The 15772-nt window shown below is 60.1% G+C and carries 9 protein-coding genes and 4 tRNA genes; 2 read left to right on the forward strand and 11 right to left on the reverse strand.

The features are described 5' to 3' along the window. From GSM73_RS15765 to GSM73_RS15780, 4 genes are all read right to left on the reverse strand, one after another. Positions 1–5591, reverse strand: a 5591-nt coding sequence (locus GSM73_RS15765; RefSeq protein ID WP_256676925.1) for a filamentous hemagglutinin N-terminal domain-containing protein, incomplete at its 3' end; no start/stop codon positions are given. Positions 5592–5636: 45 nt separating this feature from the next. Next, positions 5637–6155, reverse strand: a complete 519-nt coding sequence (locus GSM73_RS15770; RefSeq protein WP_160893179.1) for a toxin-activating lysine-acyltransferase — start codon at positions 6153–6155, stop codon at positions 5637–5639. Positions 6156–6164: 9 nt separating this feature from the next. After that, the gene (locus GSM73_RS15775; protein ID WP_160893203.1) at positions 6165–7826 is read right to left on the reverse strand and encodes a ShlB/FhaC/HecB family hemolysin secretion/activation protein; all 1662 of its coding nucleotides are present in this window, start codon (positions 7824–7826) and stop codon (positions 6165–6167) included. Between the two features lie 462 nt (positions 7827–8288). Beyond that, a tRNA-Arg gene (locus GSM73_RS15780) sits at positions 8289–8365 on the reverse strand. 525 nt (positions 8366–8890) lie between these two features. Here GSM73_RS15780 and GSM73_RS15785 point away from each other — a divergent pair. Continuing rightward, complete coding sequence (locus GSM73_RS15785; protein WP_160893181.1) at positions 8891–9217, forward strand: Arc family DNA-binding protein; 327 nt, start codon at positions 8891–8893, stop codon at positions 9215–9217. A 121-nt stretch (positions 9218–9338) separates the two neighbouring features. On the opposite strand, the gene mgtE is transcribed toward GSM73_RS15785, so the two are convergent. Further along, a complete protein-coding gene (gene mgtE, locus GSM73_RS15790) occupies positions 9339–10781 on the reverse strand; it encodes a magnesium transporter (protein ID WP_047228773.1) in 1443 nt (480 codons plus the stop codon). 322 nt (positions 10782–11103) lie between these two features. Between mgtE and GSM73_RS15795 the strand changes: the two genes are divergently transcribed. After that, entirely contained in the window at positions 11104–11628 is a 525-nt protein-coding gene (locus tag GSM73_RS15795; RefSeq protein ID WP_047228774.1) for a SmpA/OmlA family outer membrane lipoprotein, read from the forward strand. Positions 11629–11647: 19 nt separating this feature from the next. On the opposite strand, the gene GSM73_RS15800 is transcribed toward GSM73_RS15795, so the two are convergent. The 6 genes from GSM73_RS15800 to alaS all read right to left on the reverse strand — a co-directional run. Further along, positions 11648–11724, reverse strand: a tRNA-Arg gene (locus GSM73_RS15800). 72 nt (positions 11725–11796) lie between these two features. Continuing rightward, positions 11797–11873: transfer RNA gene (locus GSM73_RS15805), tRNA-Arg, on the reverse strand. A gap of 107 nt (positions 11874–11980) precedes the next feature. Next, a tRNA-Ser gene (locus tag GSM73_RS15810) sits at positions 11981–12071 on the reverse strand. Positions 12072–12133: 62 nt separating this feature from the next. Next, positions 12134–12322 carry a carbon storage regulator CsrA gene (csrA, locus tag GSM73_RS15815; protein ID WP_003178872.1) on the reverse strand — a complete coding sequence of 63 codons (189 nt, stop codon included), beginning with the start codon at positions 12320–12322 and terminating at the stop codon, positions 12134–12136. A gap of 181 nt (positions 12323–12503) precedes the next feature. Next, the gene (locus GSM73_RS15820; RefSeq protein WP_047228775.1) at positions 12504–13745 is read right to left on the reverse strand and encodes an aspartate kinase; all 1242 of its coding nucleotides are present in this window, start codon (positions 13743–13745) and stop codon (positions 12504–12506) included. Positions 13746–13834: 89 nt separating this feature from the next. Further along, a partial coding sequence (gene alaS / locus GSM73_RS15825; protein WP_256676927.1) for an alanine--tRNA ligase occupies positions 13835–15772 on the reverse strand: 1938 nt, incomplete at its 5' end.

Genomic DNA, 15772 nt, shown 5'->3' on the forward strand with positions numbered 1-15772 from the left:
GTCGTGGTTTTGCTGGAGAGCCACCCGCTGCTGCCTTTGACCTTGTGCGCTTCATCGGCGAATTGGTAGTTCTGGCCAGTGGTCAGGTTGACGTCACGACGGGCCTCGGCAAATACCGCGCCTTGCTCGCTGGTGACATGGGCGGCGCGAGCGTTGAGGTCCTGGCCCGCGCTCAAGCGCACGTCGCCCTGCCCTTGAATCAGGGAGCCGACTTCGGTCTGGCTGGCGTCCTTGCGCCAGTTGCTGCTGTTCCAGGTCAGCGCTTGCTCGTGGGCTTCGCCGACGGTGGCCAGGTTGATGTTCTTGCCTGCCTCCAGCAACGTACTGCCGCCCTTGCCGGCATTGACCACCTGGGCCCCGGTGAGGTTGAGGTCGTTGCCGGCGCTCACGCCCATCGTGCCCTGGGCGCCGCTGACGAACAGCCCCGCCACCCGCGACAGGTTGGTGCGGGTGCCTTGGGCGCTGCTGCTGTCCCGGCTGCTGGAGATGACGTTGATGTCCTGCCCGGCCTTGACCGACAGGCTGTCCACGGCACCGATCAGGCCACCGAGGTTGTTGAGATTTTCCCGCGCGGCGAGCGATACCTTGTCGGCCTGGATGCGTCCGCCAAGGTTTTCGATGTTCTGCGCCGTGATCGCCATGACACTGCGCCCGGCCAGGCTGCCGCTGTTGATCAGGTCGCCGGCGATGTTCAGGTTCAGTTGTTGCCCGGCAATCAGAGCGCCGGAACCATTGAGGTCGCCTTCCTGAACCCGTACGTACACTTGCGGCACCAGCACGTTGCGGGTTTCACCGTTGGCGAGGGTGACCTGCTTTTGCACCAGCCAGACGATGTCGCTGGTCAACTGCGCCATCTGCTCGGAGGTCAGGGCCACGCCGGGCACCAATTGCCACTGGCTGGCGACGGTGACAGCGTTGTCGATCAGCGCCCGGTACTGCATTTCGTCGTTAGCGTAGCCGTCGAGGAAGCGGCGACCGGTGAGTTGCGCGATCTGTTCACGAATCAGCTTCTGCTCGTAGAACCCGTCGCCCAGACGTTGCTGGGTCAGTGCCGGGTCGACTTGCAAGCGTTGCAACATGTAGTCCGAAGACAACCAGGTGCGATAACTGGCGAAACGCGGGTCGGTTTCGATCAGGTAGCCGTTGCTGTTCTTAGGCGTGGTGCTGAACAGGCTGTTGTTCGGCAATTCAAGGGACGGCCCACCGCTGCGAATCTGCTCAGCGACGCCTTTGGTGTTCAGTGTGGTTTGCGCGGCGACCTGAACGATGGGCGCCACTTGATGGGTTCTGCCGACAGGGGCGCTGACTGCGCCCGTTGCGGCGATCTGCTCACTGACGCTCTGAGTGGCGCGCGCGCTGATCTGAGTGCCGCTACCGTTGCCGACGGCGTTCTGGGCAAACACGGTGGGCAGCAGGGAGATGTCCTGAATCAAAGGTGCAGGCGTGTAGGCCGTGACGGTCGTTCCCTGCCTGTCGCGGCCCTTGCGCTGCATGCGATAGAAGTGGCTGGCGGTGCCGCTGTCGGAAGTGGTGCGCTGGCCCGACAATTCGGTATTGGTCAGGCTGGCGATGTCGGCCTGCAACAGTCCACCGGCAATGATGCGGCTCTTGTCGTTGAGGACATCGCCTGCGCTGATCTGCATTGTCCCGCCAGACAGGATCTGTGCCGGCGCCGAGGTGGCGATCTGGGTTTCGCGAACCACGCGGGTGTAGTCGTAACGGTTCCAGTTGTCCCGCCTGCCCTCGGGGGTGTTCAGGTAAAGCACCTCGTCGCGGCTCAGGGATATCTGATCGCCCTGATAACGGTTCGTCGAACCGGTGAGTTGGAACTCCTGTTGGGCGGTGCGGCTGACTTCCACCTCCTGGGTACTGAAGTGTTCATTGGTGTTGCGCACGCTCTGTACGTTCAGGGACAGATTGCCAAGGGCCTCGATGGTCGCACTGGCGTTGGTCAACAACTGGGCGCGATTCTGGGCTTTGTCATTGGCATCCAGCGCGCCGCCGATGGCCAGGTTGCCGGCGCTGAAGATCAGCGCCTGTTCGCGGTTGTCCAGGGTGCCAGCGCCGATGTCCAGCGACTCGCGGGCGGCGATGGTGGCGGCGAAACCGTTTTCATCGTGGTTGCTCAGTGTCGAAGTGGCAATCGCCAATCGATCACCGTACAAACGCCCGGTGCCCAGGTTGTTGAGCGATAGCGCTTGCACACGCACTTGCTGGCCGTCAATCAGGCCACGGTTGGTCAAGCTGTCGTTGACGGTCAGGCGAACCTGGCCGGCGCTGATCTCGCCGTTGACGGCGTTGTCCAGGGTCTGCGAGTGCACCAGCAGGAGATTGCCTGCCAGTAGTTTTCCGCTGTTGTTGAATGCCCCCTCGGTGCTCAGGTCCACCTTGTTATTGGCTTGGATCTGGCCACTCAGTTCCAGGCCACTTTGCAGGCTGAACGTCAGGTCGCCCAGGCTCAGCGCCCGGCCGGTGCCCGCGTAATAGGCGGCGTTGAGGGACAACAGGCTGCCGGCGAGCAAGGTTCCGTCGAGGTTGTGCACCGCCTGGCGACGTTGCGCCGGATCGCGATCAGTGATGGTCAGGCCGGCCCCCGCGGAAATCAGGCCGCCCTGGTTATCCAGCGTTTGGCTGACACCGATGGACAATCCTTGGTCGGCGCGCACGGCACCGGCCTGGTTGCCGAAGGTGTCGAGCGCCAGGCTCATGGCACGCCCTTCAAGGCCCTGGTTGGCACCTTGGGTGGCGCTGTTGTCGAGCACGCCGGCAATCACGCCCAGCGTTCCCGCGCTGCGCACCAGTCCGCCCTGGTTGTTGAGCGTATCCCCCAGCACCAACTGGACATCGCCTAGGCCCTGCAACTGACCACCGCGGTTATCCACCCGGGCGCCTTCGACCTGTACGGTTTTCTCGCCAATGATCTGGCCGCCGCTGCCGTTGGTAAGGTTGGTGGCCTTGAGCACCAGCGCGCCTTTGGCGCCGAGGAAGCCGGCATTGTTGTTGAAATGGGCGCTGTGGATTTCCACCGCACCCTGGCCGCTGATGCCTTGGGTGGTGCCGGACTGAAGGTTGTTCAGCGCCTGGCTGCCGGTGTCGATGAACAGCTTGCCCTTGGCCTGGATCAGGCCCGCCGCGTTGCGCAGTTCACCGCTGCGCAGGTCGAGGGTCGCACCGGCATTCAACGTGCCTTGGCTGTTGTCCATCAGCAGGCCGTGGCTGTCCAGGTCCAGGGCCTGGCCACTGATCACCCCGCCCTGGTTATTCAGGCCATGGGCCGACAGATCGATATCGCCCAGCGCTTCAAGGCGCCCGCCGCTGTTGTTCAATGCATCGGCCGAGACACTGACCAGCAAGCCGGACTTCACCGAACCCAGCACGCCATTGGTGTTGTTCAACTGCCCAGCGATGATCTCCATACGCTGGGTGGCCGCGAGTGTGCCACCGATATTGTTCAAGCGATCGAACGTTGCGTGCAGCTCACCGCCGGCACTCACCGTGCCTTGGGTGTTATCCAGTGCCTCGCCGCTGACCTTAGTCGTACCGCTGGCGGCTAGCGTCCCACCGCCGTTATTGACCTCTGTGTCGGCCGTGACGGTCAACGCACCGTTATCGGTGGCGAGGACTTTGCCGCCCTGGTTGTTCAACGTGCCGACCTTCAAGTTCACCGCACCAGGACTGCTGACTTGCCCGGCCTGATTGTCGAAGCGTTCACGGGCGGTGACCTGCAGGGGTTGTGCGCCGGTCTGGAGAATGCGTCCACGCTGGTTGGACAGGGTCGTGGTGTCGAGCGTGATCTGTTGGCCTTGGGTCAGGCCATCATCGACCACCACCTCACGGCCCTTGACGCTCAGCGCGCCATTGCTTGCCAGGGTGCCTTTGCTGCCGGCCAACTGGGTGACCTGGATGTCCAGGGTGCCTTTGCCGGCGTGCTCGACCTTGCCCTTGCTATTGTCGAGACGATTGGCGCCAAGCTTCAGGTTGTTGGCGTTGGAGGCAATACGGCCACCGCTGTTGTCGAGCGTGGCGACGGCAGTGATCGACGTGTCGGCGGTGCCGGTCTGCACCAGCTCGCCGCCGGCATTGGAAACATCGCGGGCGCCTACCCGCAGGTTGCCAGCGGTGACCTTGGCCGCATCGGTGCGCAGGGTCTTGGCCGCTTTGGCATTCAGTACCTGGGTCGCATCGACTTGACTGCCACTGAGATTGGCATCGCCAGTGCTGGCCGTCAGGGTAACGTTGCGGCCCAGGGTCTGGCTGCTGCTCAAGTCAAGGTCAGCGGCCTCGACGCTGACATCGCCGCCAGCAAGGTTCTGGCCTTGCGCCTTGACCGTAGCGGCCCGTAGCGCGAGGTTGCCACTGCTGCCCAGCTTGCCGTCCGCCCCGACGCCCGCCGCCAGGCTCGAGGCGGTGGTGCTGCGAATGGTCTTGGCGGTGAGCGTGGTGTGGTTCTGGCTGGCAACGGTGCCGCTGTTGTCGATGTCACCGGTGCTGTCGAGCTTCAGGTCGCCCTTGGCGTAGAGCGTGCCGCTGTTGTCAACGCTGGTGGCATTGATTCGGGTCGCCGTTGCGCTGCTGATCGCGCCCTGGTTTTGCAACTTTCCGTCGGCGCTGATCACCACCTCGCCAGCCATGGCGCCGATCTGCCCGGCGTTGCGCACACCGACACCGGATTCGGTGCCCACCAGCATGATCTTCCCGGCATACATGCCGCCGAGCTTGGCAACGTCGATGGCAACGGTGGGTTTGTCTTCCTCGGTGCCTGGCAGCGGCGTGGCCTGGGTGTTGTCGGCATTGACCTGATTACGTCCAGCGGTGACCTTCAGGTCGTTGGCCCAGACACCGGCGTTGACCTGCACGGTGCGGGCGATCAAATCCGTATAGTCAGCCTCTCGGGCATCCAGGCCTTTGCCTTCAATGTTGATGGTCCCGCCCTGCACGGTATAACCGGTGATGCGACCATTCTCCAACTGCGCCCGCCCCGTGCTGAGGGTCGTACGATCGGCGTTGATGAAGCCGCAACCGTTGCAGGTGATGCCGGACGGGTTGGCGATCACCACTTCGGCGCGTTGGCCTGCGACTTCAACGTAGCCACGCAACTGACTGGGATTGCTGGCGTTGACCTCGTTGAGGATCACCCGTGCACCACCATTGCCCAACATGGGATTGCCTTCAATCCAGCCGCCCAGCTTCGTCTGACTGTTGGCTGCAGCGTTGTTGAGGATCACGCCACGGTTGTCGACGTCGAACTGGTTGTAGGTGTTACGCGAAACACCAGCAGCGCTAGGCGCGCGGATGTTCACCTGCGGGGTGCCGTTGGCGCTTTCTATCACCATAGGGCGTTGACCGGCCGGAGCACCGGGGTCGGCGACGATGGTGCCGGCCCAGGCCGGCGCTACGCTCAAGGACACCAGCCCGAGCGCCGTCATCAGCGCAAAGCGCAATGCCCCGAGCGTCGCCGTGCACACCGGCGCACCAGCGATCGGGCCGGAACGGGTTCCCGGTGCCTTGACCTGGCTCGTGACATTTTCCGCAACCACCATCAGCAGTCCGCGGGCCTTGTTGAATACGATTCGGTACAGATGCTTGTTCATTGCAATTCCATTTGCGGTGACTGCCCGCAAGTCCTGAGGTTGGGGTTACGGTGCAATTGCCAGCGGATGAGCGGCAAACCAGGCCTTGGCCTGTTCAGGGATGACGCCGATCCCTTGGAAGGTCTTGACCTGCAGGCCGCGCTCTTCACCTCGGTGATAGAGGGCGCGCGCGCAACGATTGGGGAACAAATGACGCTGCAGCAACCGGCTCAATGCAGCGGTATGGCCAAAAGGAGCAACCCAGTCGTTCAACCAGAGACGCTCGCCGCTATTCCAGTCCGCTTCGGTCAGCGCCAGCGGCGACTGCTGCAAATAGCGCTGTTCGGCGGCCTCGTCGAAGTTGAGCCAGGACAGGTAGAACACCGGTTTGCCCTGTTCACTGCCGAGCACGAACTGGCGATGCTTGAGAGCGGGCAACAACAGCGTTGGCAAGGTGTGTAATGGTGCATCGCGATGGGCTTTGGAGTGCATCCACAGCCATGTGGCCGAGCCGAACACCGCGGCTTCGTTCCAGGGTTCATCGATCAGGCCGGGGGCCGTGATGTCTAGCGTCTCGAACTGCATGGGATCACCTCAGAATGACCAGATGACATTGAAGGCACTGGTCACGTTTGCTGTCTCGAAGCCATCGGGCTTTTTCAGCGGTGTGCCGAATGACCAGTCGTATGACAGGCCTTTGTAGCCGCCACGGATGCCCACCACGGCCCCCGCCAGGCGCTGGCCAATCAGGAACTCACTGGCTTGACCGCTGACCTCGCCGTAGTCGATACCGGCATAAAGCTCCTGGCCGGTCTGCCCCAACGACAGGCCGACTTCGTTGCGTAACGTCCAGCCACGGTCGGCGGAAAGAATGTTTTCACCATCGAAGCCGCGCACGCTGTAGCGCCCGCCGATCGAGAAACGGTCCTGGGGCACCAGGGGCGTACGATTCCACTGCGCACGCCAGCCGCCGATGTAGCGCAGGCGCTGGTTACCCGCCACGAACGGCACTTGCAATTGAGCATCGGCGGTGATGATCTGCGAGCGCGAAGTGCCGGCATCAAAATCTTCCTCAGGGGCCTTGAGCGCGTTATGGGCACCCGTGCCGCGACGATAGGCGGCCCCCAGGTCAAGGGTCGAGGCGCCGATAAACTCGCGATGGTTCAGCCCGAACTGCCAGCCGGCCATGCGCCGTTTCTGGTTGCCGATTTGGGTGTCGTCGATGAAGTTCTCCGACGAACGCGTCCACAGACTGCCCCAGGCGGAGGTCTTGCGAACGGCATCGCGGTAAAGCAGACGTGACAGGCGCAACTCGTTGTTGCGACTTTCGCCACGGTACAGATAGGTCTGGGTGGCACCGGCGACAGACTGTTCGTAGTCATATTCACTCGTGGTAAAACCCAGCTGCCAATAACCGAACGGCAGCGAGTAATGCAGGGTATTGCCGTCGGAGCCGCGCTGCCCGGACTCGCCACCGCCCAAGTCATGGTTGACGCTGGCGTAGAACAGGTCGTTGAGCGACAGCAGATTGTCGAGGGACAACGAGACGTTACCTTGGTACTTGCCGGTGGTCTTGCTGCCCGAGTTATCCACCGACAAGCTCACGCGTGCCGGAAACCGCTGACTCCAAGCGATCACTACGTCGCTTTCACCAGGCTTGGCGTCGGCAGCGCGGGCAGGTGCGATCTGGATGTCGGCCTCGGCGGTGGGTACGCGCTTGAAGTTCTCCAGTGCCTGTTCGATATCGCGCAGGTTGAGCAGATCACCGGGGCGGGCGGGCATCGCGTTCCAGGCATTGGCGCGGGAGCTGGTGCCCTCGTCAAAACGAATCTCGCGAATGCGCCCCGGCACCAGGGTCAGTACCAGAACTCCACTGTTCAGATCCTGGGCTTCAGCAAGCACACGGGTGGTGACGTAGCCGGCTTCGATGATCGCATTCTGCATGCGCTTCATCGTCAGATTGATCCCGGCGCCGCCCAAACACCGACCTAGGGCGGGATCATGCTTGGGGTTGGCGGCGCGCAGCGCCCACTGAAATTTTTCCGACGCCTCGCCTATCAGACGGATATCGTCGATGGCAAAGCAAGGGCTTTCCTTGTCCGGCAAACGTTCGGCCCCCTCGGTCACCGGCGCCGCCTGAAGGCGTACGTCCGGCCGAGACTCCAATTGGTCACGCAGAACGCGCTCGCGCTCGCGCTGGCGCAGCAACTCCTCTTCAGGCCCTGCCGCCTGTGCAACGCCCCCCGCCCCCAACATCCACGCCGCCAGGAAAAACAACGAGAGATTCCTGGGGTTACATGGAAACGAACGGGGCGCGCCCTCAAGACGGCGAGCAGCGCTCGGCTTAAGCGTTCGACAGAATGCTGCTGGGTGCATGTCACATCCTTGTGGCCGGAATAAAAGGCACGGTGGGTCAGCCCGCCGGGACAGCAGTGCACTGACTCAAATAAAAAAGAGATACGCGTCCCGCTCGTAGCGAAGGAAAAGTCCTACAAACTACCGAGACGGTCAGATAGCAAAGGGGGGGATAAGTTTCACACTGCCGGATTAGTTGATACAGATTCGTAGAAAAATGGGGAATCAGTCACAACAATGAGGAAATGGGATTGGTTGAGGCGGCCACCTAAGGCCTGACCTGCGAGTTCAAGCCATTGATAATTTGCGCAAAGGCCTGCAAGAGAGGAAGCCTTGATTTCGCTGAATCATGGGATTGGAAGGTGGTGTCCCAGGGCAGGTTCGAACTGCCAACCTTCCCCTTAGGAGGGGGATGCTCTATCCAATTGAGCTACTGAGACACAAGTCGACCACGAGAAACGCGGTGCGTTGGACGGCGTGCATGTTAACGGTCAGCCTGGCGTTTGTCATGTCGTCCATGGCTTTTTAAGTGTAGGCAAATGTACCGCCCGCCAAGTCTCCCATCGTAGCCCCCGGACCGGACCGCCGCTCATCTGGCCCCACCCTGCTCATTCTAGTAAATCGGCAAATCGCCACTATCCTATACAATACAAGGACAGCATCGCGCCGCCGCCTGCGTCATGGTTATCCGCCAGACGGTATGGCACATCGACACGATGCAGTGGTCACAAGATGCGGACCTGGAAATTTTTCCAACCAGTCCGCATTTTTGACGAAGGGTACTGGCATAACGCCTTTACGCGGATCAATATTTGTCACAGAATTGGCGCCAATGATCTGGCAATTTTGAGGCATGATGCGGGCCTCTTAACAATTCAGGTTGAACATTTGGCTAAGGGGCTTGTCCTATCGACATCCTGCGGCCAATCCCGAGAACCGCTCCCCTGAACTAACCGGTTAAATATATGCGCCCAATGAAACAGGCAATTTATTCCAGCCGTACGGCTGACAAGTTCGTCGTACGTCTGCCAGACGGAATGCGGGAACGCATTGCCGAGGTGGCTCGCAATCATCACCGCAGCATGAACTCCGAAATCATCGCGCGCCTTGAGCAAAGCCTTATTCAGGAAGGTGCGTTGGGTGAAGAGCTCAGCATGCGACTGGACAGCCCAGAGCTGTCACTGCATGAACGCGAGCTGCTTCAACGATTCCGACAACTCTCTCATCGCCAGCAAAACGCTCTCGTTTCGCTGATTGCCCATGACGCAGAAATGACCGCAGACGCGTCCTGATAGCATCCAAGATATTGAAGCCAGCCTTGTGCTGGCTTTTTTTTGCCTGGCATTTGGTGACAGAGATTTCCGGCGCCCACGAAAAAGCCCGCCAAATTGGCGGGCTTTCTTGAAGCGCGAATCAGAGCAGGAAAATCGTCGCCAACCCCAGGAAGATGAAAAATCCGCCGCTGTCGGTCATGGCGGTAATCATCACGCTGGCCCCCATGGCGGGGTCACGCCCCATTCGAGCCAGGGTCATGGGAATCAATACCCCCATCAAGGCCGCCAACAACAAGTTGAGCGTCATGGCGGCGGTCATCACCACTCCCAGCGACCAACTGCCGTATAGCAAGTACGCCACCACGCCGATCACCCCACCCCAGACCAGACCGTTGATCAAGCCCACGGCCAGTTCCTTGCGCATCAATCGCGATGTATTGCCGGTACTGACCTGGTCCAGCGCCATGGCGCGGACGATCATGGTAATGGTCTGGTTGCCGGAGTTGCCGCCAATCCCCGCAACGATAGGCATCAGCGCCGCAAGGGCCACCAGTTTCTCGATGGAGCCTTCGAACAAGCCGATCACCCGGGACGCGATGAAAGCCGTGATCAAATTGACCGCCAGCCAGGCCCAACGGTTACGCAGGGACTTCCAGACCGAGGCGAAGATGTCTTCCTCTTCGCGCAGACCGGCCATGTTGAGGACTTCGCTTTCGCTCTCCTCACGAATCAGGTCGACCATTTCGTCGATGGTCAGACGGCCGATCAACTTGCCGTTCTTGTCGACAACGGGCGCAGAAATCAAATCGTAACGTTCGAACGCCTGGGCCGCATCGTAGGCATCTTCGTCCGGATGAAAACTCACCGGATCACTGGCCATGACCTCGGCTACCTGCTTTTCCGGATCATTGACGAGCAATCGCTTGATAGGCAGCACGCCCTTAAGCACACCGTCGTAGTCCACCACAAAGAGCTTGTCGGTATGCCCCGGCAACTCCTTGAGACGGCGCAGATAACGCAATACCACTTCAAGACTGACATCCTCACGGATGGTCACCATCTCGAAGTCCATGAGCGCACCGACCTGCTCCTCGTCATAGGACAACGCCGAACGCACGCGCTCGCGCTGTTGGCCGTCGAGGGTTTCCATCAGTTCGTGGATAACGTCCCGTGGCAGTTCGGGCGCAAGGTCGGCAAGTTCGTCGGCGTCCATTTCCTTGGCCGCCGCCAGCAGCTCGTGATCATCCATGTCAGCGATCAGGGTTTCACGAACCGAGTCGGACACTTCAAGCAGGATGTCACCGTCACGATCCGCCTGGACCAACTGCCAGACCGTCAGACGCTCTTCCAGCGGCAAGGCTTCAAGGATGTAGGCGACGTCGGCGGAGTGCAGGTCATCGAGCTTGCGTTGCAGCTCGACGAGATTCTGCCGGTGGACCAGGTTCTCGACCAGGTCGTGATGCGGGCCTTCTTGGCGATGCGTCAGGTCTTCGACCACCCGCTGGCGATGCAGCAGCTCAACGACTTGAGCAAGGCGATCCTGAAGGCTTTCCTGCGTTTTCTTTACTTCTATTTCGGTCATAGGCGAACTCCACTCCCAGCAGTGGAGCACGCCGGAAGGATCAATCAGTCAGTTCATGATTGGTAAAACGAGATATTGAGTAACTACTGGGTAAGTCCATGGGATATTCCACAAGCCCCGGCGGGGCTGACGGGCGCAATCATACACCGCTTGACGCTTTAAAACGTTAAAAAATCATGGCAAGAACAAGCGCTTGCGAGACATACCTGAACGCAGATTGAACCTCTATGCCTACGACGACTTATCCTGAAAAGAAAACACACGCCCCGGTAAAAATGTAGCGGCTAACCTTCTTTTCTTCACCGTCAAGGAGGACGTCAGGATGCTCGTCAGTCGCTACCTGTTTTTACTCGCTGCCCTGCCCTGCCTGCCTTTGGGGGCTGCCGGGCAAAGCGTGCATCGCTGCGAAAATACCGCCGGGCACGTGACCTTTACCACCCTGAGTTGCCGACCGGAAGAAACCCTGTCACTTCAGCAGATCCATCCGACCAGCCCGGGCAGGGCCGAGCCAATGACAGAGGCCATGCTGCCCGAAGCAGAGTTTCGGCAAACATTCGGCAACAAAGCCAACCGCAAGGAACCGACTGTTGTCGGCCAACTCGAAGACCGCTGTGGCAACCTGCTCAATGCCAGACAACGCCGCGAAGCGATCATGAACCGGCGAGTCGTCAGTGGCATGAGCCAGCAGGACGTGGAAAGCGCCCTGGGCAGACCCGACTCGGTCAAGATCAGGAATTCGAGCACGCGATATACCTACAAAGCGAAAAAAGGTCGCAGCGCAGAGATCGTGTTCGATGAGAAAGGGTGCGTGAAAGGCAAATCACAGACAGCAAAAAGCCCGCGTTAAACGCGGGCTTTTTGGTGTTTGGTGCACTCGACAGGATTCGAACCTGTGACCGCTCGGTTCGTAGCCGAGTACTCTATCCAGCTGAGCTACGAGTGCAAGTTGTGGTTTTATACCAGATCACAACTGGTTGAAGCCAAGTTATTTGCATCACTGCAAAAAACTCTTAAATGGTGCACTCGACAGGATTCGAACCTGTGACCGCTCGGTTCGTAGCCGAGTACTCTATCCAGCTGAGCTACGAGTGCATTTGTTGCCGCGCATTATAGGTCGGCGAATCTTTTTGTAAAGCGCTTTTTTCAGTAATTTCAATAACTTACCGATAAAGCCAGATTACGTCGCACTAAATAAATAATGGCGGAGAACGGGGGATTCGAACCCCCGACACCCTTTTGAGGTGTACTCCCTTAGCAGGGGAGCGCCTTCGGCCACTCGGCCAGCTCTCCGCAACACGGGGCGTATATTAACCACCTTCATCCCCGTTTGCAAACATAAAAAACGATAAAAATTAATGGCTTGGTTCGTCGTCCTTCTCTTTCTTGATACGCAGGTAAATTTCCTCTCGGTGCACCGCGACCTCTTTCGGGGCGTTGACGCCAATCCGCACTTGGTTTCCTTTGACGCCGAGCACGGTCACGGTGATTTCGCCATCGCCAATAATCAGGCTCTCTGCGCACCGACGAGTCAGAATCAGCATACCTTTCTCCTCACGCAATTCAGTTCAGGGACAACAGTCTGCAAAAAAAGGCGTAGGCCTACGAACCGAAACGGTCGCAGCCTACAAGCCTAGTATTGACCAGCGCGAGCAAAAGAACAGTTTTGGAGCGCGCCTTTCAGAAAAACAAAGGGCGCGGTAAACCGCGCCCCAAGACAACGCCTTACTCGCCCTGTCGGGCAGCAGCGTCGAGTTCGAAAGCCGTGTGCAGGGCGCGCACGGCCAGCTCCAGGTACTTCTCTTCGATGACCACGGAAACCTTGATTTCCGAAGTAGAGATCATCTGGATGTTGATGCTTTCCTTGGCCAGGGATTCGAACATACGGCTGGCCACGCCTGCGTGAGAGCGCATGCCGACACCGACGATCGAGACCTTGGCGATCTTGGTATCACCCACCACTTCCCGGGCACCAATCTCGTCAGCAGTCTTTTTCAGCACCGCTTCAGCGGCCTGGTAGTCGTTGCGGTGCACGGTGAAGGTGAAGTCGGTGGTGTTATCGTGCGCGACGTTCTGCACGATCATGTCGACTTCGATGTTCGCGGCACTGATCGGGCCGAGAATCTTGAACGCCACGCCGGGGGTGTCTGGCACGCCACGGATGGTCAGCTTGGCTTCATCGCGGTTGAAAGCGATGCCGGAAATGATCGGCTGTTCCATGGATTCCTCTTCATCAATAGTAATGAGGGTGCCCGGACCCTCTTTGAAGCTGTGCAGAACGCGCAGCGGAACGTTGTACTTGCCAGCGAATTCGACGGCCCGGATCTGCAGCACCTTGGAACCGAGGCTGGCCATTTCCAGCATCTCTTCGAAGGTGATCTTGTCCAGGCGCTGAGCCACAGGCACCACCCGTGGGTCGGTGGTGTAGACACCATCCACATCGGTGTAGATCTGGCATTCGTCCGCCTTGAGAGCCGCCGCCAGCGCCACGCCCGTGGTATCGGAACCGCCACGGCCGAGAGTGGTGATATTGCCGTGCTCGTCCACACCCTGGAAACCGGCGACCACCACGACGCGACCGGCCTTCAGGTCGCCGCGAATTTTCTGATCGTCGATCTGCAGAATACGCGCTTTATTGTGCGCGCTGTCCGTCAGGATACGAACCTGGTTGCCGGTGTAGGACACCGCCGGCACACCCCGCTTGATCAGCGCCATGGCCAGCAAGGCGATGGTCACCTGCTCGCCAGTGGAAACGATCACATCCAGTTCGCGCGGAACCGGCTGTTGGTCGCCGCTGATTTGCTTGGCCAGATCGATCAGACGGTTGGTCTCGCCGCTCATTGCCGACAGCACAACCACCAGGTCATCGCCCGCTTCACGGAATTTCTTAACCTTGTCGGCGACTTGTTCGATTCTCTCGACAGTACCGACCGAGGTGCCTCCAAATTTCTGTACGATCAAAGCCATTTCAAAGCCGCCTCTGCCCATGAAGGGCGCCCAATAATCACTCAACAGCGACCGGAGTCGTCACTAGACGACGACCCCGGAGCACTGCCTTAAATACCCTGCTCTACAAATGCAACGGTTTGGGCCAGTGCTGCGTCCAGCGCGCCGGCGTCGGTGCCGCCGCCTTGCGCCATGTCCGGACGACCACCACCCTTGCCGCCCACTGCCGCAGCGGCCTGCTTCATCAAATCACCGGCTTTGAGTTGGCCAGTCAGGTCTTTGGTCACGCCTGCGACGAGAACGACCTTTTCCTCATGGACACTGCCGAGCAGGATCACTGCGCGGCCGAGTTTGTTTTTCAGTTGATCGACCAGCGCCAACAGTGCCTTGCCGTCCTGGCCATCCAGGCGCGCGGCCAACACTTTCACGCCCTTGACGTCCACGGCCTGGGCCGACAGATCGTCGCCCGCGGCGCTGGCAGCCTTGGCCTGCAACTGCTCGAGTTGCTTTTCCAGCAGACGGTTGCGCTCCAGCACAGCCGAGAGCTTGTCGATCAGGTTGTCACGGCTGCCCTTGATCAGGCTCGCCGCTTCCTTGAGTTGTTCTTCGGCGGCGTTGAGGTACGCCAGGGCCGCCGCGCCGGTGACCGCTTCGATGCGACGCACACCAGAAGCCACACCGCCTTCGCTGATGATCTTCAGTAGGCCGATGTCACCGGTCCGGTTGGCATGGATACCACCGCACAGCTCCACGGAGAAATCGCCGCCCATGCTCAGCACACGGACGCTGTCGCCGTACTTCTCGCCAAACAGCGCCATGGCGCCCTTGCGCTTGGCGGTCTCGATGTCGGTTTCTTCGGTCTCGACCGGCGAATTCTTGCGGATCTCGGCGTTGACGATGTCTTCCAGCGCCTTGAGTTGCTCAGGCTTGATAGCCTCGAAATGGCTGAAGTCAAAGCGCAAGCGCTGACTGTCCACCAAAGAGCCTTTCTGCTGAACATGCTCGCCCAGTACCTGACGCAACGCGGCATGCAGCAAGTGCGTAGCCGAGTGGTTCAGCGAGGTGGCGTGACGAACCTCGGCGTCGACATGCGCGGCTACCGGAGCGGCAATCATCAGGCTGCCCGAGGCCAATACGCCGTGGTGCAGGAATGCGCCGCCGGTCTTGGTGGTGTCTCGCACATCGAAACGCGAGTTGCCGGCCTGCAGGTAACCGCTGTCACCGATCTGTCCGCCAGATTCGGCGTAGAACGGCGTCTGGTCCAGCACGATCACCCCTTCCTGGCCTTCGCTCAGGATGTCGACCGACTGCCCGTCCTTATAGATAGCCACGATCTTGGCCGAACCGGTCGTGGCGGCGTAGCCGGTGAATTCGGTGGCCACGTCAACCTTGACCAGGCTGTTGTAGTCCATGCCGAAGGAGCTGGCGGAACGCGCGCGCACTCGCTGGGCTTCCATCTCGCGCTCGAAACCTTCCTCGTCGAGGGTCAGGTTGCGTTCGCGGGCGATGTCGCCCGTCAGGTCCATCGGGAAACCGTATGTGTCGTACAACTTGAACACGACATCGCCCGGTACCACGTTGCCCTTGAGCTCGGCCAAATCCTGCTCGAGGATCTTCAACCCCTGCTCCAGGGTTTTGGCGAACTGCTCTTCCTCACCCTTGAGCACGCGCTCGATGTGGGCCTGCTGGGATTTGAGTTCCGGGAAGGCCTCGCCCATTTCGGCCACCAGGGCCGCGACGATCTGATAGAAGAAGCTGCCCTTGGCGCCCAGCTTGTTGCCGTGACGGCAGGCGCGACGAATGATCCGACGCAACACATAGCCGCGGCCTTCGTTGGACGGCAACACACCATCGGCAATCAGGAAGCCGCAGGAACGGATATGGTCGGCCACCACTTTGAGCGAAGCCTGGTTGTCGTTACTGCAACCGATGGCCTTGGCCGAAGCACTCAACAGGCTCTGGAACAGGTCGATTTCGTAGTTGGAGTGAACGTGCTGCAACACCGCACTGATCCGCTCCAGGCCCATGCCGGTGTCGACCGACGGCGC

It is taken from the genome of Pseudomonas sp. PICF6 (assembly GCF_009831705.1).
Lineage (GTDB): Bacteria > Pseudomonadota > Gammaproteobacteria > Pseudomonadales > Pseudomonadaceae > Aquipseudomonas > Aquipseudomonas rhizophila.

Bases quoted from the DNA above. Each gene is read 5' to 3' on its own strand.
- GSM73_RS15785 (WP_160893181.1), top strand. From the start codon at position 8,891: ATGCGCCCAATGAAACAGGCAATTTATTCCAGCCGTACGGCTGACAAG.
- GSM73_RS15820 (WP_047228775.1), bottom strand. From the start codon at position 13,745: ATGGCTTTGATCGTACAGAAATTTGGAGGCACCTCGGTCGGTACTGTC.
- GSM73_RS15775 (WP_160893203.1), bottom strand. From the start codon at position 7,826: ATGTTGGGGGCGGGGGGCGTTGCACAGGCGGCAGGGCCTGAAGAGGAG.
- GSM73_RS15770 (WP_160893179.1), bottom strand. From the start codon at position 6,155: ATGCAGTTCGAGACGCTAGACATCACGGCCCCCGGCCTGATCGATGAA.
- mgtE (WP_047228773.1), bottom strand. From the start codon at position 10,781: ATGACCGAAATAGAAGTAAAGAAAACGCAGGAAAGCCTTCAGGATCGC.
- csrA (WP_003178872.1), bottom strand. From the start codon at position 12,322: ATGCTGATTCTGACTCGTCGGTGCGCAGAGAGCCTGATTATTGGCGAT.
- GSM73_RS15795 (WP_047228774.1), top strand. From the start codon at position 11,104: ATGCTCGTCAGTCGCTACCTGTTTTTACTCGCTGCCCTGCCCTGCCTG.